The organism is Candidatus Rhabdochlamydia sp. W815 (assembly GCF_018642185.1).
GTDB lineage: Bacteria > Chlamydiota > Chlamydiia > Chlamydiales > Rhabdochlamydiaceae > Rhabdochlamydia > Rhabdochlamydia oedothoracis.
Map to the genome: position 1 here is coordinate 1 of NZ_JAAVTY010000010.1, position 23,631 is coordinate 23,631.

Consider the following 23,631-nt stretch of genomic DNA (forward strand, 5'->3'; position numbering starts at 1 on the left):
CTTGAGATACATTTCCTAGCGTTTTTGCTAATTTTAAAAGGCCTAGTTTATTTTTTATCACTTTTCTCTCTATTGCTATATTCATAAATTACCACTTTGGTTCTGCTTTTGCAACTAAGGCATGATGCCTTAGTTGCAAAAGCTGTTTTTCTTTGCTATTTACCATTAAGTGTCAATTTAATTCTTGTCTATTACACATTAATGGATAAAAATTGCTTGTGGTTGAAAGAAGAAAGAAATCTCTGTTTTCGCATTCTCTGAAGTATCAGAACCGTGAATGGCATTGCGTTCTATAGAAGAGCCAAGATCTCTTCGAATAGTTCCAAGAGCTGCTTCTTTAGGATTTGTAGCTCCCATGAGTTCACGTGTGCGATTAATAGCATTTTCACCTTCTACTACAAATGCTACAATAGGGCCTTCTGTCATAAATTGAATCAATTCTTGGAAAAAGGGTCGATGAGCATGTACTGCGTAGAAGGCTTTTGCTTGTTCTGCAGTAAGACGTTGCATTTTAATCCCTACAATTTCTAATCCAGCTTTTTCAAAATAGGAAAAAATCTCTCCAATTTTATTATCCGCAACGGCATCTGGTTTAATAATGGAAAGTGTTTGTTCATGCGACATATACAATCTCCTACAATAGGTTAAATATCATCTAATTATAGAAAATTCACCAATTAATCTCATTAATAAAATATTAATTACATAAATGTAGATAGCTATAGCTTAAAGTGCTCTCCAAAATAATTTGTTCTTGCTTCCTTGTTTTTTAATAAATCATCAACTGTTCCTGATAACAAGACTCTGCCTTCTTGAATAAGATAGCTACGATTTACAATAGAAAAAATTTCACGGGCATTATGATCTGTAATCAATATACTAATTCCTTTATTTTGAAGATGTCGAATCATCAGCTTTAAATCATGCACTGCAATGGGATCGATATTAGCAAAAGGTTCATCTAACAATAAGAAACAGGGCTGAGTAATGAGAGATCTAGTAATTTCTAAACGTCTTCTTTCTCCACCAGAAAGGGTTAAAGCTTTCTTTTTAGCTAAAGGAGTCAGATGCAACTCTTCTAGTAAATTTTTTAAACGATTTGCTCTTTCTTGAGCTTTTATAGGTAATGTTTCTAAAATACATAGCAAATTTTCTTCGACTGTAAGCTGGCGGAATATGGAAGGTTCCTGTGAGAGGTAGCCCATGCCCATCTTAGCGCGTTGATGAATAGGAAGATGACTGATTTCTTGTCCTTTAAAAAAAAATTGCCCCCTATCAGGATTAATGAGTCCTGTAATTAAATAAAAAGCTGTGGTTTTACCAGCTCCATTAGGTCCTAATAGTCCCACTACTTCGCCTACACCTACTTCTAAACTAATGTCATGGACAACAGTTTTATTTCTATAGCTTTTTCTTAAACTTTTTGCTTCAAATAAGATAGGAGGTTTTATGGAAGCAGTTTTTTTGAAGGAAATATCGGCAATGTTTATTTGTAGAGAAGGGATTAAATTATTCATGAGATGCAAATTGTGGAAAGTGTTGGTTGAATTGGGTTTGCTCTTCTTTGCTGAAGGCAAACTGTACTCTGCCAATTCCTTTAATGACTTTTTCTTGGGTCAAGCAGTCTGTGGTTATATGTACTTCAGATGCGCTAATTCTCAATTCTTGCAAAACATCCCAAAAAAGCACCTTTTTTCCAGGATGAGCAGATAAGATAATGGAATGGGTGTCCAAAGAGTAACTCATTTTATCAGCAATTGCTAGTTGAACTGGTTTGTCTGGATCTTTAGAAAATAGGCGAATATGTTCTTTTAGGACAATGGATGAGGGTTTTACATGCTGATTTATGTTGATGTAATCTAATTGAGCCCTATCTGAAAACATATTGAGGTCTTCTGTTTCGTAGTATAATTGATTTTGTATATGGCCCTCTTGATCTTGAGGGCTTTCAATCCAGGCCTGTAATTTATTTTGATCAATATAAAGCCTTCCGTGCGATTCTATACGATGATTGCGCCCTTTTAGATCTTTGCAGGTCATAACTGTATGTCCTTTTGCATCTAAGGTTTGAAAAACCATCTTGTTATTAACCATGCAATTTTTGATGGTTAACTCATCTTGCGTATGTATTATACCAAGGTCTTGTTCTTCAATTTGAGTTGAACCTTTAAATAGCAGCTTTTTTTCTAGATTATTCCAATGAAGAGAATCTGTAGAAAAATGAAGAGAACTCTTTTCCGCTTTAGGTGATAAAAAGCTTTGCAATATCCCTTTAGCACAAAATAATTGCAGATAAGAATCGATAAGGTTTATATCAATTTGTTTTGCATATACCACATCTTGTTCATGAGTTAGACAGCAGCTAGTATTCGCATCCTGTCCATATGCCGAGATACATCCTTTCCATTGATTGATTAGACCTAGCTGGTTATAGGTAGCTTTTGCAGCTGTTAAAAAAAAAGCATTCGCATAAGAAATAGCCACATTTTTCTCTGCGCAAATTGAATCGATTAGGTATTCTCTGTTCTTTTCTTCTTTTGATAATAACTTAAGTTCTAAAGTGCGTCCTTCTATGGTAAAAGGGATTAGTTTGTCCCTTTTATCGTAGATCATATCTTGGTATGTAACATTTTGTTCTTGATCAGAGCTTAAAATGCCTTGATTTTTTTGTAGGTCAAAATCCGCCCGATTAGCTGTTATTCGTCCATGCTCTTTTAGTAGAATTAAAACCTCTTGATCAAGCTCAATCTGGTTGAATGGGAAATGGGTTTTTTCCTGTCTTTTTAAGAGGGCTTTTCTGGCTTGCATTTTCCCTAAAATATGATCAATAACGACATGTCCTGAGAGAATAAGATCTTGTCCATCATAAGAGGCATTTTCAGAAGAAACCCGGCCACAATTTTGAGTATTAAGAGGTGTTGTAAGCAGAAATAAAGCGGTTAAATAAAGCATGTATTTAATCCTTAGGATATATGTGTGCTATAAATCCTTTTGCCTGAAGCTCAGGAGTTTTACCCGATGTAATCAGGGAGATATTTTCGGCATTTCCTGAAAAAATGGGCGATGTTGAAAGCATTTCTTGAGGAAGGGTGTGTGTATTTAATTTATATACCGAGATGCTAACCCCTTGAGACAGGAGTTGTTTTTCCGAAAAGTGATATTCGCCAGAGTTAGCTTCTAATAAACGCACTTGTTGCATAGCAAGTCCATTACTATAGTAGATACGCTCTTGCATCAAGTAATTAATCTGATCTAATTCTTCGATGAGTTTTAATTTCCCTTTATTGGGTTTTAAAACAAGTAAAGAGGACTTGCTTGCAATTCTATGATGTAATCTACTATTGTCATCTTGAGTTAGCCAAATATCTTTAGTAACTTTTAAACGTGTTTGATTAGCAGATAAAAAATCCGTCTTGGATTGGATTTGTCTTTCTAAAAGGTTAAGAACTTTAGATCTATCTGCAGGGCGTACTCTTAAGAAAAACCAACCCCATACAAGCGTTGTAGTTACAAGGAGCATACATCCGATAGAAGTTGCTTGCTTTAACATGGTTCACACTTTTGCACAATTTGATAAATTTGAGAAACCGTGGCAAGAAGCTTAGGAAGCATATCAAAAGCCAAAACGGATTCTTTATCGCTTTTAGCTTCTATGGGATTAGGGTGCGCTTCAATAAATAAGCAATTAGCACCTGCTGCAATAGCAGCTTGTGCAAGAGGAGGGATAAACTGACGTTGTCCGCCAGAAGCATTTCCCAGTCCTCCTGGAAGCTGTACAGAATGGGAAGCATCGTAACAAGCAGGATAACCCATCTCTTGCATAATGGGAATAGCTCGCATATCACTTACAAGATTATTATATCCAAAACTCGTTCCTCGATCGGTTAGAATAATCTGATCGTTGCCAGAAATGAGAATTTTATTAATCACATTTTGCATGTCCCAAGGAGACATGAACTGTCCTTTTTTGATATTCAAAATAGCTCCTGTTTGAGCAGCAGCTACAATCAAGTCGGTTTGACGGCAAAGAAAAGCGGGAATTTGAATAATTTCAACAACTTTAGCAGCTTCAACAGCTTCTTCAGAAGAATGAATATCTGTTAAAACAGGAAGATCGAATGTTTGTTGGATTTTTGCTAAAATCTCTAAACCTTTTTGTATTCCAGGCCCTCGAAAAGAACTATGGGCAGAGCGGTTTGCTTTGTCGTAGCTTGATTTGAAAATGAAATTAAGCTCAGGAAAACCTTTAAATATATTCATTAAGTACTCAGCACAAAAAAGAGCGTGGTCTTCAGACTCTATTACACAGGGACCACAAATGATTGTTAAAGGTTGGTTTTTGCCAATGCAAAATTTTTTAATCTTAATTGTTTTCATACTTGACAAGTATGCAACTATTGGAAGTTTTGTTCAATGTGGAAGCATCTTTTTGCATTAGATGATCTAGAGTAATAGACCAAAAATCTCCTTCAGCATAAATCTCAATTAGTTGCTTAAAGGTCTCTTTATATTTTTTTGCAAGTAACTTTGTTTCTATATCAATGTCTTTCATAATCATAAAACAAGGGGGATTAAGAGGAGAAAGGGAGCTGGTTTGTATATCAAAAAAACCCTGTTGCTCTTCAAAATAACGATACTCTTCTTCTGATGAGGAGAATCCTCTTGAAGGTTTTGGATAGAAAGGAGGAGTGATTAGCGAGTTTTGACAGTTACAGCTAAATACTTGTCCCAATTCCCATCTTCTTTTAAAAGCTAAAGAGTTTTTTTCCCCATATCCTAAAATAATTCCATAAAGAGCCCGATTACCTTTGAGGATGTCCCATAAACTTCTTTGGTTGAGAATCACTTCATCTAATAATTCTTTTGGGTCTATTTTTTTCTCAAGCAATTTGCAGAATAAATCTAGATACTTAGTAACTGTTTGTAAGAAACTAAATTTATTTATGATAATTACCTGAAAAGTAGAGGAATTTTTTGTACGGTCTACTTGTTTAAGCAGGATATAATTTCCTTGCAGGTGACAAAGGACATTTTTTTCTAATAGAGACCAAGCCTCAACAATGGGAAAGAAGGAATTTTTTTTGCTAAAAAAAATAGTGTTAAAGGAGGGATTGAGAAAATATTCTGCTAAAGATACAGGTTTATTTCCGAATAAAGTATAACCAAAACCCTGTTCAAATATCATACTTTGCAACAGGGCCTCCATTAAGAAATTTTCTTTTTTTAAAACGGGTAATTTTTTTTGAAAAAAACAAAAAGCCAATCCAGCTAGAGAAAACCAGAGCAGCAGGGCCTTTATTTGTAATGGATAAAGAGATTTCTTCATAAGATTTTTTATTGCCCCAGCATTTATGGAAATGCTGGGATTTTTGGATTTTAATGAATAATAGTTGCTCCACAGTCTTTACAAGTTTTTCTGTAACGTGGATTAATGCAACTACAATTAGAACACTCATAGCCAGCTAAGAGTTCGCGATAGGTATTTTGAGCACATAAAATTTCTTCTTTGGTAGCTTGATCTAAATCGTCTTGATTATCTTGTGTGCATACAACTTCTGGCTCTGTGCTTTGATCTTCGTCTTGATTATCTTGTGTGCATACAACTTCTGGTGTGCATACAACTTCTGGCTCTGTGCTTTGATCTTCGTCTTGATCCAAAACATATACACCTTTTTCATCTGAATAGACAGCGGTTACTGGCTTTAAAGTGCCGTTTTCTAATTGTAAATAGATAATTCCGTTTTCAAAAGTAATATCTTCTGAATCAACGTAAGTTTTTTCAGAAGGGTTTTCAAAAGCGTTTAAACCAGCAATAGATAAAACAATACTTAAACCAAATAATTTTACTAAATTTTTCATGTCATTTTTCTCCTATGTAAAAGATAGATCAAAATCTTTAGGTGTTACCAAAAATAATTACAAGAAATCTCTTGTAGTCTTTTGGCTACTCTGGCAATTATTAGTTTTAAAATATTTTATAAGCAAACTAAATCTAAAAATACTACTTTTTTTGGTAGGATTTAAAGCTATTTCCAAGAAAGAGCTAATGTTTTTTGATCTATTAGATAGGCTTCCTACCCTGCATAAGGGGATATAGGTTTTTATTACAACAAATAATAACCTATTGAGATTTTACATTTATGTTGCCTACATTCCCACCAGGGCCAACGCATGAAGTTTTGCTTGATAATTGAGAGATAAAAAATGATTCTGGCTCCTTTTTCATTAAGAGCCTGTTTAAAATCTTCTCATTAAGGTATAATGAGAAGATTTTAAACAGGCTCTTAGCTAATTCCAAAAATATACGCTAGGGGGTAGGAATGTAGGAGTCAGCAAAGTATTCGTGTTCTTGCTGTCTAAAAATTTGCTTTTTAAGTTTCTTGAAGGAAAATTTGTCAAAATTTTAAATTAAACCAGAATAGAGACCTGGTTTTTTATCGATTAAAAATGCAGCTGCAGCAAGGGCTCCTTGTGCAAATACGTCGCGAGAGTGTGCTTGATGGATCAATTTTATTTGTTCATTACCATATTCAAAGATGACTTGATGCTCTCCGATCACTTCACCGCTGCGTATAGCATGAATGCGAACTTGAGAGGAGTTGCTTTTTGTTGTTGCATCTTCTGCAATCTCTTTGCCTGTAGCTTTAGCAAGAGCAATAGCGGTGCCACTAGGCAAATCTTTTTTATGCATATGATGGGTTTCCACAATATCAATGCAGCAATTTTTGCTAAATCTAGACGTTTTTATACATTCAACTAGCTGTAATAAAAGAGAAATACCCGGGCTAAAATTAGGAGTATAGAATATGGGAATATATTGGGCTGTATCTTCGATTTTTTTTTGTGTTTCTATGCTATGTCCAGTTGTTCCTATGACAAGAGGTTTAGAAAATTGCTTTGCATATTTTAAATGATGAAGAATCGTGTATTTAGAAGAGACATCAATAGCGATATCTGAGGCGTGAATAGCTAGTTTAGCAGAGCTTGTCATGTTAATATCCACATTTGTTATTTTTTGTGGAGTAGGTCTTTTTAAGTACTTTCTTGATGTTCCCATAACTACTTTGTAGTTAGGCTGATTGGCTGCTAAAGCAAGAATGCTTTTTCCCATCTTTCCCGTTGCGCCGAGTAATGATAACCCAATAAGCATAATGTTCCCTGTCTTTTACGGAGATTTTTTTTCACAAGAAGTATATTGCTTTTGCTATTTTTGGGATCTAATTAGTTTATATGAAAAAAAATAAACCAAAAGCCTTCTGATTTCTTTGAAATTCTCTATTCTAAAAACAGCTGTATTTATATACTATTTAAGCTTTAAAACCGTGCTTTATGACAAAAAAAATCAAACAATTATTATATTTTCTGTGGTGCAGTGGCTTAGTTGGATGTTTAGTCAGCAACTCTTGTTTATCTTCTGAAGAACAGAAAGAAGAAATGCTGTTGAAAACCGAAGGACATCACTCGATTAATTTCAATGATATTCCTATTATTGAGTTTATTCGTTTTGTTAGTAAAATTTCCGGAGAAAATTTTATTTTCAGTAATAATGATTTAGGATTTGCTATTTCTCTTTGTATGGGGAAAGCGATGTCTTCTAAGCAAGTATTACAAGCATTGATCGAATTATTGCACTTTCATGGCTTATTTGTAAAAAAAGAATCTGATTATCATGTCATTAAACGGTATGATGAGCAAAAAGATGGTCATCATAAAGTGTCTTTAGATGCTTCAGATTTAACAGCATTTAATTCTATTCCTCAGATACCAGGTTTAAAAGAAGGGTATGATTTTTTTGTGTATAAAGTGCAGTATCACTCTGGAATGGAACTGGAACAATCATTAAAGAAGATTGCTGTAGATATGCGCAATCAATCAAATGCTCCCATTAAATTAGTGAATGCTATTCAATCTCTACAATGGGTCAAAGCGACAAATTCTCTACTCTGTTCTGGTGATCCTGAAACGCTTTATAGTTTACGTAAATTAATTGATAGTTTAGATACTCCTCTGCGTCAAGTATTTATTGAGGTTTTGGTTATTGAAACAGACACAAAGAAAGGTATGGATTTTGGCCTGCAATGGTCAACAGGGGCTCAATACCAAAATAGGTTGGGAGTAGGGGTAGGCAACTTTTCTCCTGCGCATTTAACAGCAGGATCTTTTGCCAATACTGTCCAAAGCATTAGTCCTACTAATCCTCCAACTGGCTTATCGCAACTTCCTCTAGTTCCCGGGTTTAATCTAGGGGTTATTGGCGATATCATTATGCACAAAGGTAAATCCTTTCTCTCTTTAGGCACTTTGGTATCTGCTTTACAATCAGATGGCAGTAGCACAATTGTGCTTAATCAGAAGATCATTACGCAAGATAACAAAAACTCTACTATTTTTGTGGGAGATAACATTCCCTTTACAGGGTCCGTGGTGCAGACAGTTGGTCAAAGTCAGCAATTAACGGCAAATGTGGAATATCGAGATATAGGAGTGAGTCTAAGTATCACTCCTCGTTTAGGTGAGGATGAAATTATTTCATTAGAAATCCATCAGGAAATTACAGAAAGCTTAGATCAGAACGTTATGCATACGCAAAATACTGCAAATGGAATTAGAACGACAAAAACGAATATGTCAACACATGCTCATGTACCAGACCAACATTTTTTAATAGTGAGTGGGATGATTCGCAATGCAAAATCACAACATAAAACAGGAGTACCTTGTTTAGGTGGGCTTCCCGTAGTTGGAGCTATGTTTAGTAGAACGCTTAAATCAGATGAAAAGCGCAACATTGTCATTTTTGTACGTCCTTATATCATTCGTTCTTTTGAAGAGTACTGTAAATTGACAGAAAAACAGGAAAAAATTTTTGAAAATCAGGCAATAAGCCAAGATTTTATAGAAGGGATAGAGTTAGTTAATCCTATAGAAGGTGAGTAAATCTTAAAGCTCTTGTAATTTAAACGTAAGCCTGATAGGTTATCTCATTCCCTTTGTAGATTATTCTTTCTATAGAAAAACTTAAGGTTTTAATATTGCATCTTGTCAAATCTTTTAAAATCAACTAAGATAGAGATCTTTACAACAAACTTTGGGTTGATAGCTCAGCGGATAGAGCACCCGCCTTCTAAGCGGGTGGTCGCAGGTTCGAATCCTGCTCAGCCCATTTGATTTTTACTGGTTAATATCAATATATGAAAAAAAAATCCGACTCCAAAAGTCTGATTCGCTCAAAATCTAAAAAATCAGAACAGCAATATCTGGGAGATTTTGCAAATTCTCCTAAGAAGTTTGATCAATTAGGTACTATCTTAAGAAAATTTCGTTCGGCTGAATTCCAAAAACTCAATGATCGCAAAAAAAGCGAACGGATTAATTCAACTCTTTATGAGCTTATCCATAAAGAAGAAACTCCCTGTTTTTTATTACCCGCTGTATTGGATTATATTGAAGCAATTAACGCTTTGACCCTTTTGGATAATTATGCCTTTTTTCATTTTGAACTATGGTTAAACCAATTTTCTGGGATTAGCATTCATGAAAACTATGGTTTGCGTGCAAAAATTGCAGGTAAATGGATCCCGCGAGAAGAATATCAGTCTTTTTTTCCTATTGGAATGAATAGGGTATATGAAGGCTCGCACTTTGTAACAGCACATGGCTCGCCTGATCTAGATACAGCAATTGCTTCTTTCTGGGGGTGGGTAGATGCATTTGCAGCAAGGGTAGGAAATGGGTTACATATATGGAATGTTCCAGGAGGACCTCCTAGCTTTCAAGTTGAGATTGATGTCTTATTTGATCAAATGCTTGGTAAGAAGGCTTTTGTTCATTTAGCTAAACATCGAACCACTCTTGCGTTATCAGGAATTGATCTGGTTACTCAAAACTCTTTAACAAGACAATTAACAACAGAGTCCATTTCTCTATTTGATCATGAACATCGCCCTCATGCGATTGTACTTGTCGATGAACAGGGGTATTATTTAGGAGATTGGCGCCATTATGATGTAGAGGGGGTAAGACAGGTCATTATTTTGCTAAATAATTGCCTGCGCTGGTTCGAAAATGATCTACATGTGAAATTGGTTTCTCTTTTTGCTAAAAAAGATCTTTCTTTAAAAGATTTACCAAAGTTCATTAATGCCGTCTTAATGACAAAAATAGAAGATTGTCAGACTGCTCGAGAGTTTACAGAAGGGCAAAAAAAGCACGCACGTGCTTATCTTCACAAAGTGCTTGGTGTAAAAAAAGGCTTAAGTTGCACTTTTCAAGAATTTGCAGAAGCTATGAAGACGCATGATTTATTAGAATTTGCTCAATTCTTAGAATTAATTGCTTCTTTAAACAAATCCTCTCTTTTTGATGCTTCTGGGTTTTTAATCGAAAATCGTCCTAGAATCTTTTTAGCTTTGGAAAAGATGATTAAGAGCCTAGATCGTTCTATTCAAAGCATTCGTGCATTTATGGAAAGACTAGATGTTGCTCTAAATATTAAAATCCATGTGTTTGGGTATGTTCCTCAACACGTGAATTATCGAGCAGAAGTAGAAGAGATTCGTAGTAAAATGAATAATTATCCCTATTTGACAGTAACAATGGCTGATTCGAATGGCAAGGTGATTCCTCTAGGAGTGATTTATGCCAGTGATTTGCATAAAAATATTCTTGGTACGGTTTCTCTACGGGATTTTTGCAATCGAGAAGAAACAAAGATTCCAGCCTACTTTGAAGTGATTAGTGTAATAGATCATCATAAGAGCAATCTACAAACCCTATCTGCGCCTTTAGCAGTCATTGCAGATGCACAATCTTGTAATGTGTTATGCGCAGAGCTGAGCTTTGCTATCAATGACAAATATGGTACTGGGGGTATAAATCTACAACAAATCAAAAGCCAAATAAAAGAGAAGTCATCTTCTTTGTATTCTGCTAGCGATCGAAGGATTTTGCAACGGTTATTGCAAAAGGAAAACGCTTGTGAGCAAAAAAATACATACTTTATTGATTCTACACGAGAAATTATAGAGTACTTCCATTTTTTATATGCTATTTTTGAAGATACTGACTTATTAACCAAAGTTTCTCGAAGAGATATTGAATGTGTCGCATCCCTAATTAATCGTCTAAAATCGCTTATTTTAAAAGAAGAGGTAGAAGTCATCATCTTTGATGATATTTATACAGAAGAGAATTTTGTTTCTTTAGCAACAAAGAGAATTTTACAGAATCGCGATGTCTATTCCATCTATTATAAAATCTATAAAGCTAAAGAAGAAAACGTAGAGAAAAATGTCAGACTTTGTATTAAAGGCAAACCATCTTCTATATTTGTTGATACAAAAGAACAAAATGGTTGTGCTCGAGTAGGACAGACAAAAATATTTACTCGTAATTACCCTTCTTTTTCTAAACACGTCGCTACTTTGCAAGAACAGTGGTATAAAATGCTATTTGATTATTGGTCTGATCATCCAGAAGTAGATTTACATTTGCAAATGATTAGTACGATTGCAGGAGCAGATAATCTGTTTTCAGGAAAGGAAACTAAGGATAGTCATTTAGATGAATTATGGATTTGGATCCCTTTTACCGAGCAATCGATTGAGCATTTAAAAAGCTTTTTAAATGCTTTTCGTTCTTGTCCAGCTCTTATAAAATGGGATCTTGCTGTTTGCTTTTATGGAGATACAGCTAAAGCATATGAACAAATTTTTGCTGAAAGCTTTTTTTTAATTACTAAAAAAGAGATAAATAATAAAGGATCTTTGCCTATTGCGGTTCTGAAATTTCCTGCAGGCTCAATCAATTCTAGAAAGGCTATGGTTTCCCCTTGCCTTCCTAGACTGATTGAATGATCTAGCCCAAATGCTTTATTTATCTTCTTCTTCAATGATTTCAAGGGTAATACGAATTTGATTGCGACTGGCTACAGATTTAAGCAGATCCCGAATCGCATTAATCGTTTTACCTTTTTTGCCAATAATTTTTCCGATATCTGATTTTGCTACAGCTATCTCTATAATCAAGGAGCTTTGGCCCATAATTTCATTAATTTGAACTTCTTGGGGGAGATCAACAAGGTTCTTGACGATGTATTCAACAAACTCTTTCATGGTTCGATCCTCATATGAAACGCAGAAAATAAGTAAGAGAAGAAAAAAGGAAACTTACTTTACATTTCATGATAACGAAAAGAGAGAATTCTAAGCTAGATAGATTTTTTTTCTCTTTGAGGATCAACTAGTTCAATAACTTTTCTTAAGTCTTCTGGAATAGAAGCTGTTAGCGAGAGAATTTGCTGAGTAATAGGGTGAAAAAAATTTATAAAATAGGCATGTAAAAGTTGTCTTTTAGTAGAAAATTTTTTATTAATAGCAGCATTTCCATAAGTTTCATCACCTAAAATAGGGGTGCCTATGTGTTTTAAGTGTACCCTTAATTGGTGTGTGCGACCGGTTAGAAGCTTTAGCTTAACCAAAGAAAGAGAACCATTTTGAGCTAAAACCCGGCAGATGGTTTTAGATGCTCTTCCTTGCATGCACACGGTCATCTCTTTACGACGAGAGGGATGACGTGCAATAGGCGCATCGATGAGTCCCTCTGTTGGCGTACCTATACAAATGGCTAGGTATATCTTTTCTATTTTTCGTTTTGCAAATAGATCTGTTAAACCTGTATGTGCTATACGTGTTTTTGCAGCAATTAGGAGCCCAGAAGTATCTTTATCCAATCGATGAACAATGCCAGGTCTTAAGGGATCATCAGAGTCTATCTGCTTACAATGAAACAAAAGAGCATTGACAAAGGTCCCTCTGTAATGACCAGGGGCAGGATAGACAACCATTCCAACGGGTTTATTGATGACAATCAGATGTTCATCTTCATAAAGAATCTCTAAATCAATAGGTTCAGGAGTTAAATCGATTTCAGGGGTAACTTGAAAAGATACTTCAATTATATCTCCTGGTTGTAATTTCTCTCTTTTCTTGACAGATTTTCCATTAATAAGGACATAACCCTGTTTAATTAAAAACTGAAAATAGCTACGCGAATATTTAGGAAATCTTTGGCGCAGCAAGGAATCCAGTCGCAAATGAGATTCTGCTATTGAAGATGTGAAATAAATTTTATCTATGAGCATGGGCAGAGTATAGCAGAAAAAGGAGTTTTATTCCTCGCCTTTAATTACTCGTTTCAGACGTTCATTAGCCTTGGATATTCTAGCCCTTTCATTAGCAACTAGCGCATTAAAAAACTTTAGTAAACCGCCAATAAATATTTTAGCCTCCTCCTTAGTAGCAATATTTTCTCCTTGCGAGAGAAATTTTTGCCAAAGAGCTGTGACGTCTTGCTGATGACTAGAATTAGCTTCTTTTGGTTTAATCGGGTGCTGTCCAGATGGAGGTATAGGAGGGAGTTGTTCTGTCATAAATGCTCGCTTTTTCTTTTAGGATAAGAAATTCTAAATATTTACTCAAACTAAAATAAATAGTAAAAACACTACTAATGATTTCTAATTTAAAAAAATCTTATTCTTGATTTTAAACAATTTTTAATTTAAAGTAATCTATTTAAAAGTTATTAAAGAGCGTTTTTATGACGGTAAGATTAAATATTAATTCAAACTTAAATAATAATTGTATTGAAAATTCTTTAAATACAAAAACAGATTCTTCTTCTTTAATAGAAGAGCTTATTGCACGTGTGGACGCTCATCAGGATAGAGAGGGTCTTAAAAACATCAGCAAAAAACTCTTTGCACATATTCATTTAGATCATGCTATTAAAGGAACCTTATTGGAAGGGGGAAGCCTCGCTGAGAATGCCAAATACCTTAGAAGTTGTTTAGATGTGCTCGATATTCCTAACTATACAAAAGAGCTGATATGTAGAGCTCTTGATTCTCTAGTATCCTGCATATCAGCTAAAGAAACAGAAAGGAAAGTTAGAGAGTTGCCCCCTGGAGAATCTTTATTAGTAGATGGAGGGTACCAAGATTTATCAGGAGGACATGCGGTATTATATGAATTCTATAAAAAGACAGATAATACCTACGATATTTATCTGTACAATACAGGGGAAGGGATCCAATATCATCCTCGAGTTCAAAGAAACGGAATATCTTTTTACCAGGCAGCGATAAAATTTGAAGGTGTTCTTCCAGAAGAGCTAGATCTTTCTCCCCAAAACTCTAGGCAAGATTCTTCTTTTTTTCAATATCTTGCAAAACTACAAAATCTTGATGATTTAGAAGAAAAAAATATCACATCGTTGTATGAAAAAGGATTTGGCCACCTTGTCCACAAACTTGTTCTTGCAAAAGAGGACTTTTCACCCTTTATCAAAGGGCAGTACTCAGGAACATGTTCCTGGAGGGTACTACAGGCATTTGTTTTGCAAACCTTTTGTGACTCTATTCTTTATAAGAAATATATTTTTGAGCTTAAGTTATTGACTCTTGCTCTTTTTTTAAAAAAATGTGAAGAGAGGCCTGATTTAGAGAGCTGTATCCTTATAAAGGAAGCAACAACTAATTTGCTGCGAGCGGCAGCAAAACTCTATGACGAGCATTCTCAAGAAAAAACTGCTGGTGTTTGTAACGCTTTAAAAGAGGTTTTAGATCGGTTAGAGCATTTAGCAAATAGCAAAGCCTTTAAGCCAAAACAAGAATATAAGAACGAAAGGCTTTACGAATATAAGCTTTATTCTTTTGTTGCCATGCGTCCTAGTGCTAAAGCACTACTATCTTCAATAAACAGTGAGTCCCCTAAGCTTTTTTCTTCTATTGAGCCGAGTGGTTTTTTACCAAATAGCACAATTGTACTTAATCATATACCTCTTTTACTAGATAGAGATTCCAAAATTTTTCAAATTGAAAACTTTGTAAGAGCTTTACCAATTCCTAACCCAGACCCTAAAAACGATATCTGGCAAAATCTTCCTCAAGAAGATTTATACAATAGCCTTTCTTCCATCCAAACATTAATAGAGCTTTATGGAGATCTCTGTTTGAGTAACCCTCCTTGTTTCCCAAATCAGCAGAATACAGCACTTAGCTTATTTGCTATTGCGTACTGCTTAGCTTTAAGGATAGACCAACAGCAATTAGCAAAGCTGGCAGACTATGGAATTTGGAATGCGTTTTTTGGTCAGGAGCAGAGATTCTTTTTCGATCAGAATTTTTTTATCTGTTTTGAGCCCAGAGAACAGCAAAGAAGACAAGAAATTGTTACCTACTTTGCAGCTACTAATAAAGTTAAACAGCAATTGTTTGATTTTTTAAAAGTCCACGACTCCTGTATAAAAGGTGATTTGCCAGAAACTGAGCTTTTCAAACAACTCATTCAACAAAACCCTGATTTGCAAGACCAGCTTAGAGAAAGAGCTATTACCCTGCAAGCAAAATATCGGAAAATTTCTTTAAAATTAGCAGAAGAGTCTGTTTTGCTTACAGATAATGCGTGGTTAGCAGAGTGTAATGAGACACAACACGTAGCTTTTTTACGAAATATTTCCTACATAGCCCAGCAGTTTTCTTGTAGAGGTGTGATCTGTAAGGGTAAGATAAGCACAGTAAAATTTAAGAGCTATCAATGCGAGATCAGTTTAAAAATTACTGGTTCAATAAAATGTTGTTTCCCTTGTTGGCAGGCGAAAGGGATAGATGATTGGAAATCAGACCCTACTATTTACTTTCATCTGCTAACTTCTAAAGATCAAATACAAAATTTGGTGAAAGAGCTCGACATTTTTTCTCAGCACGCAGAGTCTGAGCTTCGACTGCAAAAAGAACACCCGTACTATCGAAAACAGCTAGAAACTACTAAATGTGAACCTTCTTTACAACCTCAGAAATTGCTCTACTATTTTCAAGAGCACATAGAAGAGCTGACTGATTTAAATAAACAAGTTCTATTTGACATACTTTTTTTTAAGCAAGTAGGTGATGAAGTCCCTCTTTTTCAAGAAGTGCAAACCAAGTCCCTTTTTATAGAGCAGTGTACCCAGTTTATTGTAAAAGGGCTCAAGCAATTTTCTAAAGAGAGCTCGGAAGAACCAGATCATTTTTTTGCCTACCTATTCTTTGTGCGGTTGCTCTACCGGATGAACCAAGTTTGCCAAGAACTTCAGTTACCTATAATAAAGTTGCCATCTAGCCAAGATCAAGTAAATGGTTGGTTAGAAAGCGTAAAGCTCAGCGTAGAGGACAGAGCTTGTTTACACTTACATCGCATGATGCAATATGCGTATCTTCCCAATGCTTCTATGCAGCAGCTAGAGGAAATTATTCCCAGTTGGTTTTTCTATAACCGTTCTCATGTACTAGAAAGACGGTTACCTTATTTTGAAAACCAAGCCAACATATTTATTCGTCGAATAGTTCATTGCATTGAAAAATTGAAACCAGAACAAATAAAGCAAATTATGAGTAAGGTTCTTCAGACTCTCGAGATAGCAAATATTTCAGAAGATACCGATTTGCAATCTTTTGGAAAATTTCCTGTGTACACGATTGAGTGTCTAGAAGGGAAGACTTGGACACTCAACCTATTAACAACGCAAATTGCAAATGGAAGTAGCCTTATAGAAAGTGCTTCGACAAAAGAATTGCTTAGCAAACAAAAATATCAAGATTTATTTGGGGACAAGGCTTTTACTATCCACAAGTTAGAAGGCTATTACCATTTTTCATGTCCAGAAAAGGGAGGGATACGTATCCAGATATTTGAAGATAAGAATGACGAAACAAGTTGGGTGTCTACTTCAACAAGTGATTGTAGTATCGAACGCAATATCGATGGAAATTGGTATCAGTACATTCCTAAAACGGATCTTATTAAGACAAAGCTCCCCCGTGTTCTTGTTCGAGATCATTTGCACTGGCACTCGGCAGAACGCAGTGAAATGCTGATTTTTAATGCAGATAACCAACTCACCGCCAAAGTATCTACAGAAAATGCAAGCAGTGAAGGGTCTGCATCCGGCAAATTTGTTTTACTACAAATAGAGAGCATGCAACAAGAGCGCATCTTATGCCCAGAGGACCCCTTAGAAGGCTGCTTGGTGTCTCTAAGTAAAATAGAATCAAGAGACGAGTGTCTTATATTTCGGGATGAGAATGAAAAGTACACTCGTGTTCATGTGCCAAGGCTTCGTTCCCTACAAAAAAAAGAGCTGTGTTTTACATTTGATAAGTCAGGACAAAAGGCTCACTTAGAGGGAGAAAAAGGGTTTACCATTGCACAGCACATTCCAAAACTAGTGGGGTGTATAGAAAATTATCTTATTTTAGAAGATACAAAACGCGATAAACAGAAAGTGTTAATCCCAGTTCAACAAATTGAACAAAGTAAGAAGTTTTTTTCGGAAAAAATCTGTTTAGATCTGCTTAAAGAGGAAAAAAACATCATTTATCTGGAGTTTGAACTAAATGAGAGGCATATTTCTGCTATAAATGTAGAAGGCACATTGCTTTTGACCTACTTATACTTAGCGCAAAAAGAGTATGTGAAAGCAGTGCAATATTTACATCAAATAAGACGAGCAGATCTTTTATCCGAGATATCCTCTGCTATCTTATACAACTGTCTTCTTATTGCAGATGGGCACCCTTCTGCCTGTGCAATATATTTCAAAGCGTTATTTTTATTGCGATCGACAGACAAAGAGAAAACCATCAAAGAAGATCTATTTCTTTATAAAAAACTTATAGAAAATTTTCACTCTTACAAGCAAAGAGTATCTAATGTCGACAGTACTGTTAAGCTTTCTGATGAAGAAAAAGCCTATTGTTTTAATTTCTTTACTGATCAATGTCCTATTGGTAGTTTGCTACAAACTTGGAAAGCAGGGTTTTTTGTCCATCCAGATCTTCCCCTTACAGAGTGGAAAGAAAAAGCATTGTTATCTGATACAAATTTTTTAAATTGGTCAATCGCCTGTTTTTTTGAATGGTTATGCAATTATAGAACGCAGTGTGCAGATCTTTATAAAAAATTTTACCAATTAGCACGTGCTAACAAGTGTAGAAAAGAGAAATTGCGTATCTCTACCCGCTTACATTTTACATCTATTGATCTTAGCAATCAAAAAGACCAATTCTATCAAATTATGCACTTTGCTTTAAAGTACCCAGAATTAGCTCCTGATTTAGATTCTTTAGAACTACAGCAATTACTAAAAAATTATATAAAGAAGTATGAGAAAGAACAGTGTAATCCAAAACCTGCTTTTCAAACGTCAGCAGAAGAGTCTGTTTTTAAATACAAACATCTAAAACCTCTTCAGCTCTTCTTATCTTCTTCTCAGATAAAAATAGAAGAGTCGCTTGTTCTGTCTAATATAGAACTAAAAGATCGTTGTCTTAATCTTTCCCATCTAGCTGCTAGGTACTTTGACCAGCTCAATACAACCCAATACATTGGGGGCCATTCTTTAGAGGTAGTATTGGGAAAGGAAAAAGAGCAATACAAACAAGCTATTGAGCAGCAGTACAAAGATTTTCGCGCAGATCTAGAAGCAGGGGCTTTACTTAATCAAGGTATTAAAGAATTTAGATTAAAGAAGTCAGAAATAGAAAATCTGTTTACCGCATTGCAGGAATTTCGGCATCCAGACCTGTTGCGATCGCAGGAACAAAGCATCTTAGAGTTAGCAAACACAAAACCTAAGGAAACTGTTTTATACAACACTCTTTTGGAAACAAGTCGGTTTAAGGCCCCAGTGCATTTAAAACAACTTATTTGTGCTTTTTTACGCGGAGATGCTAACGAATACTCAGTATTAAATCCTTATTTGAGTGTACAAGAAATACAAAAGCTCGATTGTTTACTGCAAAGGTTTATGCTAGAGAGCACAAAACAGTGCCAAGTAGAAAGAGCGCTTATATTGCTCGAGAATTTGCAAAAGACGGAAGAGTCTGCGTCTATTGAACAGGAGCTGTATACTGTTCTAACAGAAGAGATGTCTTATGATCCTGGGCAGAGCCGTGTATTATTAGTCTATGAGTATCAAGCTAAAATTCGAGTGCGTCAAAATCAAGCGAAGCTCATTTTTGAGATGACAGCAATTTCTGAAACAGGTGAATGTAAAAACCTTATCACGCAATTAATTATGGGAGGAGGGAAAACAAGTGTATTAGCTTCTATTTTACTCGTTATTCTCGCTAAACCTAATAGATTAGCGGTTTTTGTTCCTCCTGCTACTCAATTTGACACTTTGCGCAACAATTTAAAAACAACGCAGCATACATACTTTTTTCAGGAACTTATTCCAATTGATGCTACTCGCTCTGACTTTTGCTCATCGAAATTACAAGAGGTGTATCAAAACCTTGTAGAAGTGCAAAAGAAAAGGTGGGCAGTGTTGATCAAAAAGGAAACCATTCAATCTTTTGCTCTGGAGTTGCAAAGCTCCTTATACAAAGCACAAGACTTAGAAAAAATACATATCTTGCGCGATATCGTAAAAATTTTTCGCAGTTCTGGCCATGCAATATTCGACGAGTGCGACTTGCAGCTTAACCCCATGCAAGAGGTGAATTTTACATTGGGAGAAAAAAAGCAGATTGACCCTATGTATATTGAATGTGCAGTAAAGATATTCGAGCTGCTGGTAAGCCAGCATAAGATAGTGAATCAAAGCCAGACCATCGCTGATTTTGTCGGTTTATTGCAGAATGCGCAGTCTTTTATGAAAACAGAAGATTACTACGAACAAGTACTGCCTGTAATTGCAGAAGAATTGTTTACGTCTTGCAAGAGTCTTTTACTTTTATCAGAAGAGAATCGTCTAAGCTTTCTACATTATGTACAAGGAAAAATAAACAGTTCAAATCAGACTACAGAGGAGAGCCGCTTTTTAACATTGCTTAGGGAATATGCATCTTCTGCAGAGAGTGTGGAAAGAGACGCCGCAGCTTTAATAGCTTGGATCAAGGCACAATGTACCGAAATTCTCCCTTTGACGTTAACTAAAGATACCAACCGTCATTACGGACGCTCAAATACACAAGATTTAGGTAAAGTGGTTCCCTATAAAGGGGTTAATTCACCTTCAACCACACAATTTGGCAATCCTTGGGAAGCTTTAGCGTATCAGTTTCAAACAGCGCTATCACAGAAACTGAGCGTAGATTTAGTAAGGCCATATGCAGAAAAAGCATATCAAGGGGCCCAAGCTAATGAATTGTACACTGGAACACCGTTTGAACAGACTCAAGAAGCAATAAAATTTTTTACAATTGCTGCGGTTTCTCTTACGGATATAAAGGATAAAAATCGTTTAGATAGGGCTGTAGAAAATATTAATAGCAATCCTAATAAGATTTTACAAGTAGAAGCTGAGCTGGTAGCTTCTTTGATTAGCTACCATTCTTCTTATCTCAATAGCAATGCTTCTCATCTTGTTGCACAGTTTGCTTCGGTTACAGGGTTTTCTGGTACCCCTTGGAATAGTTCGTGTTATCCTAAAGATCTTGCTGAAAATATTTTATTAGATGCAGGAACAGAGGGAAGAATTGTAGATGTAGCGTACCAGAAAGCAGAAAAAAATCCACAGGTAATCCATGTCATTCAAAACACAGAAGTTCAAAAGATACTAAAGGTTTGCCTGGAAAATAACCCTCGCAAAGATCAAGTCACTGCCTTCATTGATGTAGCTGGACTATTCAAAGATTACGATAATTTGTATACAGCTAAGCAAATCTTAAAATATTTTGAAGAAGGTTCTCGGATTGAATGTGTTCTCTTTTTTGGCCGACCTTCTGCTCAGGCAGGGTCTTCTAATACACTAATGGCGCTTAAAAGGGGAAATCTTGTTCCTATTGTGATTGGAAGTACGCGTGTTGAGGATTTAAAAAAACAGAACATTGATCCAAGATCTACTTTTATTTACTACGATGAATGCCACTGTGAAGCCACGGATCTGCCTCAAATACAAAATGCGGTAAACCTGCTTTCTAGCGATGCTTCAATTATCTTAAGAGACTTGTTACAAGGAATGTTACGTGCGCGTGGGTTCCTTAAAGGTCAAGATATTGAATACGTAATTCATGAAAATACAATTAAACAACTAAACGTTCAAGATAAACCTACTTTTGAAAATGCTATTCTTAATCCTTCGCTTATCAATCAAGCAGAAAGGAAAGCTAAGGAAACCTATCGTACTTTTCTGCATGAGATTGATCATGTGTTATGTAAAAGTGCTTGGGATCAAATACTTGATACTAGCGATCCCGATGAGATGATTGCATATTTTAAAAAGTATCAGATGCTTTTCTTGCACAATTCTGAGATAGATCCTTTTAAACAATACGGGAATCTATTGCAAAAAGAAGTTACTCAGCAAGCTCTTGAAAACTACAAACAACAACGTTTACAATATTGGAAGCAAATTCAACCAGACATTCACTTACAAAACGTAGTAGCAGGGGAACTTACTCAAGTTATACAAAGAGCTTCCAATTGCAAGTTTTTGCCGGACTCAATTGAAATAACACTGTCTGAATTAGGAAAAGAGCAAGAAGTTGAGCTAGAACAAGAAACAGAATTAGAAGTCGATACCGAAGTTGAAACAGAGTTAGAGGCTTATCAATGTAAAGATATAGATGAACCAAGGCCAGAATCTACATGGGAATTTGATGCTATTGCGCTAAATGGTTTCTTGCAAATAACAAAGAATCTACCTAAAAAAGGATTTCGTCGCTGTCTACAGGAGAGAATTCGTTTCCGTATAACTGATTTTATTACTAAACAGAACCCTTCCTTTGAGACCTATCGTGAGATTTTTGAAGAACAAGAAATTTTTATGACAAGAAATGCTGCTATTGAGATTAATCAAGATACTGTCTTTACAAATGAAGATCAGGTTGTAGTTATTAAAGAACAAGCAAGAACATATGCAATTATTCTTTCTGTCAAAGAGGCTAGTGCTTTTAAAGAGTATTTAGCTAATCATCCTGATAACATAAGATGGGTTGTGCTGAATAATAATAAAATACCTGTACTTTTTCAAGGTAAAGATTTCTTAAGTGCACTACAAGAGCCATTAGTGCATACCGATTGGTTAGAAAAAGTTATTGCATTTTTCAACGATTTCTGTAACAAGAATTCTTCTAAAATCCCAATGTCTTTGTTTGTGGGTTTAGATGAGAAACAAACTAATAAAAGCATAACTTTAGGTATGCCAAACACATACCGGTTATCTGATTTTATTCAAAGCTACCCTCATCACAGACCTTATTATCAAGTGTTTGAAGAGCAAGAAATTCTAATTACAGAGAATGCTGTATTTACTTCTTATAGCCTTAATTCTGTCTTTTCACATACGCAAAAACCTGCTCACCAAGTTGCAATTGTCAAAGAACAGGGAAAAATGCATGCAATTATTCTTTCCATCAAAGAGGCTAGGACTTTTAAAGAGTATTTAGCTGCTACCTCTCGAGAAAATATGTGGCTGATTCTTCCAAACGGGGACAAGTTATCTCCGGCTTTAAAGGACGGTAGTCCCCTGAATATACGACAAGAACTATTAGAGGATACTGATTGGGTAGAGAAAACTCTTTGGTTTATCAATTTTTTCAATGGCGATATGTCATATCTAGCAGAGCATACAGATCTCACAAAAAGACTGATTACTGAAAAAAATACGGAGCTTAAAACGCGGTTTCTTAACCTTAAAACAATTCGAGATCCAAAGCAAAAGGTCATTTTTTGTTATTTACTACAACATGTATTAGAAGAAAGCTCTAAAGACAATCGATTAAAATCTCAACAACACCTTTTAGACAAAAGAAAGAGACGAGAAAAGGTTGAGCATTTGACAAATCAGGAAATTAGCGCTCTTTCTATAGGGGATAAAGAGTACATTCCATTTTTAAGTGCTGAAAAGATCTGCTATTTGCAAGAACCGGATTTAATACAATGTTTAGATCCTGCCCAAATACAAGCAGTTACTGCAAACCAAGTCCGACATCTCTTAGACTCGCAGATTCGTTTTTTAACTACGCCTGAGCAAATTCAGCAAGTTCATCAAAGACAACTTGGTTCATTGCTTCCCCAGCAATTGTGTCATTTAGCCTTAAGTCAGATTAGGAATCTTCCTGATGAAAAGATACAGTATCTAGAAAAGAGGCTTTTACAAAAGATTGATGGACAACGCATTTGTCAGTTGTATCAAGCAAAGAATATTCTTCCTTCTCAATTAAAAGAGCTGTCTAAAGCACAGTTGAAAGCTCTTTTACAGGAAAATGACATACGAGAAATTCTACTACACTTAGATAATGAACAACTAAAATATATATAGAAGAAAGAGCAAATTCGGGCTATTCCAGCCTATCTTGTGCAATATCTTACTACAAACCAATATTCAGCTCTCAAACCTGAGCAAAGTACCCAAATTCCAGAGCAGCACTATAAGCATTTAAATGAGGCACAATTCAAGCATAAATACAAAGAGCATTCGGGAACTTTCATGTTATTAAAAGGAGGAGCTTTAGGTAGTTTGCGTGTGCTAGCATATGTTTCTGGGATTTATGTATAGTCTTTTCAAGTTTGAAGTGCACAGAAGAATTAAAAAAAGAATAGGCAGGCGATGAAAGAATCTCTATTGTGATTTTTAACAATCAAACAC

16 protein-coding genes and 1 tRNA gene are annotated in these 23,631 nt (G+C 35.4%); 5 read left to right on the forward strand and 12 right to left on the reverse strand.

Features of this window, described 5'->3' with window-relative positions; translation table 11 throughout:
- Positions 1 to 198: 198 nt before the first annotated feature.
- From ndk to dapB, 9 genes are all read right to left on the reverse strand, one after another.
- Entirely contained in the window at positions 199 to 624 is a 426-nt protein-coding gene (ndk, locus tag RHOW815_RS01625; RefSeq protein WP_215216633.1) for a nucleoside-diphosphate kinase, read from the reverse strand.
- 95 nt (positions 625 to 719) lie between these two features.
- Positions 720 to 1,451 (reverse strand): LPS export ABC transporter ATP-binding protein, encoded by a 732-nt coding sequence (gene lptB, locus RHOW815_RS01630; RefSeq protein ID WP_215216646.1) that lies wholly within the window; start codon positions 1,449 to 1,451, stop codon positions 720 to 722.
- Positions 1,452 to 1,509: 58 nt separating this feature from the next.
- Positions 1,510 to 2,952 (reverse strand): hypothetical protein, encoded by a 1,443-nt coding sequence (locus RHOW815_RS01635; protein WP_215216634.1) that lies wholly within the window; start codon positions 2,950 to 2,952, stop codon positions 1,510 to 1,512.
- 4 nt (positions 2,953 to 2,956) lie between these two features.
- Positions 2,957 to 3,550: a hypothetical protein gene (locus RHOW815_RS01640; protein WP_215216635.1), complete on the reverse strand. Its 594-nt coding sequence runs from the start codon at positions 3,548 to 3,550 to the stop codon at positions 2,957 to 2,959.
- Positions 3,544 to 4,377 (reverse strand): 3-deoxy-8-phosphooctulonate synthase, encoded by an 834-nt coding sequence (kdsA, locus tag RHOW815_RS01645; protein ID WP_245397516.1) that lies wholly within the window; start codon positions 4,375 to 4,377, stop codon positions 3,544 to 3,546. The genes RHOW815_RS01640 and kdsA overlap by 7 nt, the downstream gene beginning before the upstream one ends.
- On the reverse strand, positions 4,364 to 5,185 hold the full coding sequence (locus RHOW815_RS01650) for a hypothetical protein (RefSeq protein WP_215216636.1): 822 nt from the start codon (positions 5,183 to 5,185) through the stop codon (positions 4,364 to 4,366). Before RHOW815_RS01650 ends, kdsA begins: the two co-directional genes overlap by 14 nt.
- Entirely contained in the window at positions 5,175 to 5,399 is a 225-nt protein-coding gene (locus tag RHOW815_RS01655) for a hypothetical protein (RefSeq protein WP_215216637.1), read from the reverse strand. The genes RHOW815_RS01650 and RHOW815_RS01655 overlap by 11 nt, the downstream gene beginning before the upstream one ends.
- Positions 5,377 to 5,859 (reverse strand): hypothetical protein, encoded by a 483-nt coding sequence (locus tag RHOW815_RS01660; protein ID WP_215216638.1) that lies wholly within the window; start codon positions 5,857 to 5,859, stop codon positions 5,377 to 5,379. Before RHOW815_RS01660 ends, RHOW815_RS01655 begins: the two co-directional genes overlap by 23 nt.
- Positions 5,860 to 6,403: 544 nt before the next feature.
- Entirely contained in the window at positions 6,404 to 7,150 is a 747-nt protein-coding gene (gene dapB / locus RHOW815_RS01665) for a 4-hydroxy-tetrahydrodipicolinate reductase (protein WP_215216639.1), read from the reverse strand.
- Positions 7,151 to 7,329: 179 nt separating this feature from the next.
- Here dapB and RHOW815_RS01670 point away from each other — a divergent pair, with 179 nt between their 5' ends.
- From RHOW815_RS01670 to RHOW815_RS01680, 3 genes are all read left to right on the forward strand, one after another.
- Positions 7,330 to 8,937, forward strand: coding sequence for a secretin GspD/PilQ domain-containing protein (locus tag RHOW815_RS01670; RefSeq protein ID WP_215216640.1), 1,608 nt, complete (start codon positions 7,330 to 7,332; stop codon positions 8,935 to 8,937).
- A gap of 153 nt (positions 8,938 to 9,090) precedes the next feature.
- Positions 9,091 to 9,163, forward strand: a tRNA-Arg gene (locus tag RHOW815_RS01675).
- Positions 9,164 to 9,191: 28 nt separating this feature from the next.
- Positions 9,192 to 11,855, forward strand: a complete 2,664-nt coding sequence (locus RHOW815_RS01680; protein WP_215216641.1) for a hypothetical protein — start codon at positions 9,192 to 9,194, stop codon at positions 11,853 to 11,855.
- 15 nt (positions 11,856 to 11,870) lie between these two features.
- On the opposite strand, the gene RHOW815_RS01685 is transcribed toward RHOW815_RS01680, so the two are convergent.
- From RHOW815_RS01685 to RHOW815_RS01695, 3 genes are all read right to left on the reverse strand, one after another.
- A complete protein-coding gene (locus RHOW815_RS01685) occupies positions 11,871 to 12,113 on the reverse strand; it encodes a KH domain-containing protein (protein ID WP_194844732.1) in 243 nt (80 codons plus the stop codon).
- A 95-nt stretch (positions 12,114 to 12,208) separates the two neighbouring features.
- Positions 12,209 to 13,141 carry an RluA family pseudouridine synthase gene (locus tag RHOW815_RS01690; RefSeq protein ID WP_215216642.1) on the reverse strand — a complete coding sequence of 311 codons (933 nt, stop codon included), beginning with the start codon at positions 13,139 to 13,141 and terminating at the stop codon, positions 12,209 to 12,211.
- Positions 13,142 to 13,168: 27 nt separating this feature from the next.
- Positions 13,169 to 13,429, reverse strand: coding sequence for a hypothetical protein (locus RHOW815_RS01695; protein ID WP_215216643.1), 261 nt, complete (start codon positions 13,427 to 13,429; stop codon positions 13,169 to 13,171).
- 167 nt (positions 13,430 to 13,596) lie between these two features.
- Here RHOW815_RS01695 and RHOW815_RS01700 point away from each other — a divergent pair, with 167 nt between their 5' ends.
- Complete coding sequence (locus RHOW815_RS01700; protein ID WP_215216644.1) at positions 13,597 to 23,304, forward strand: DUF3638 domain-containing protein; 9,708 nt, start codon at positions 13,597 to 13,599, stop codon at positions 23,302 to 23,304.
- A 36-nt stretch (positions 23,305 to 23,340) separates the two neighbouring features.
- Positions 23,341 to 23,541 (forward strand): hypothetical protein, encoded by a 201-nt coding sequence (locus RHOW815_RS01705; protein WP_215216645.1) that lies wholly within the window; start codon positions 23,341 to 23,343, stop codon positions 23,539 to 23,541.
- Positions 23,542 to 23,631: the final 90 nt, after the last annotated feature.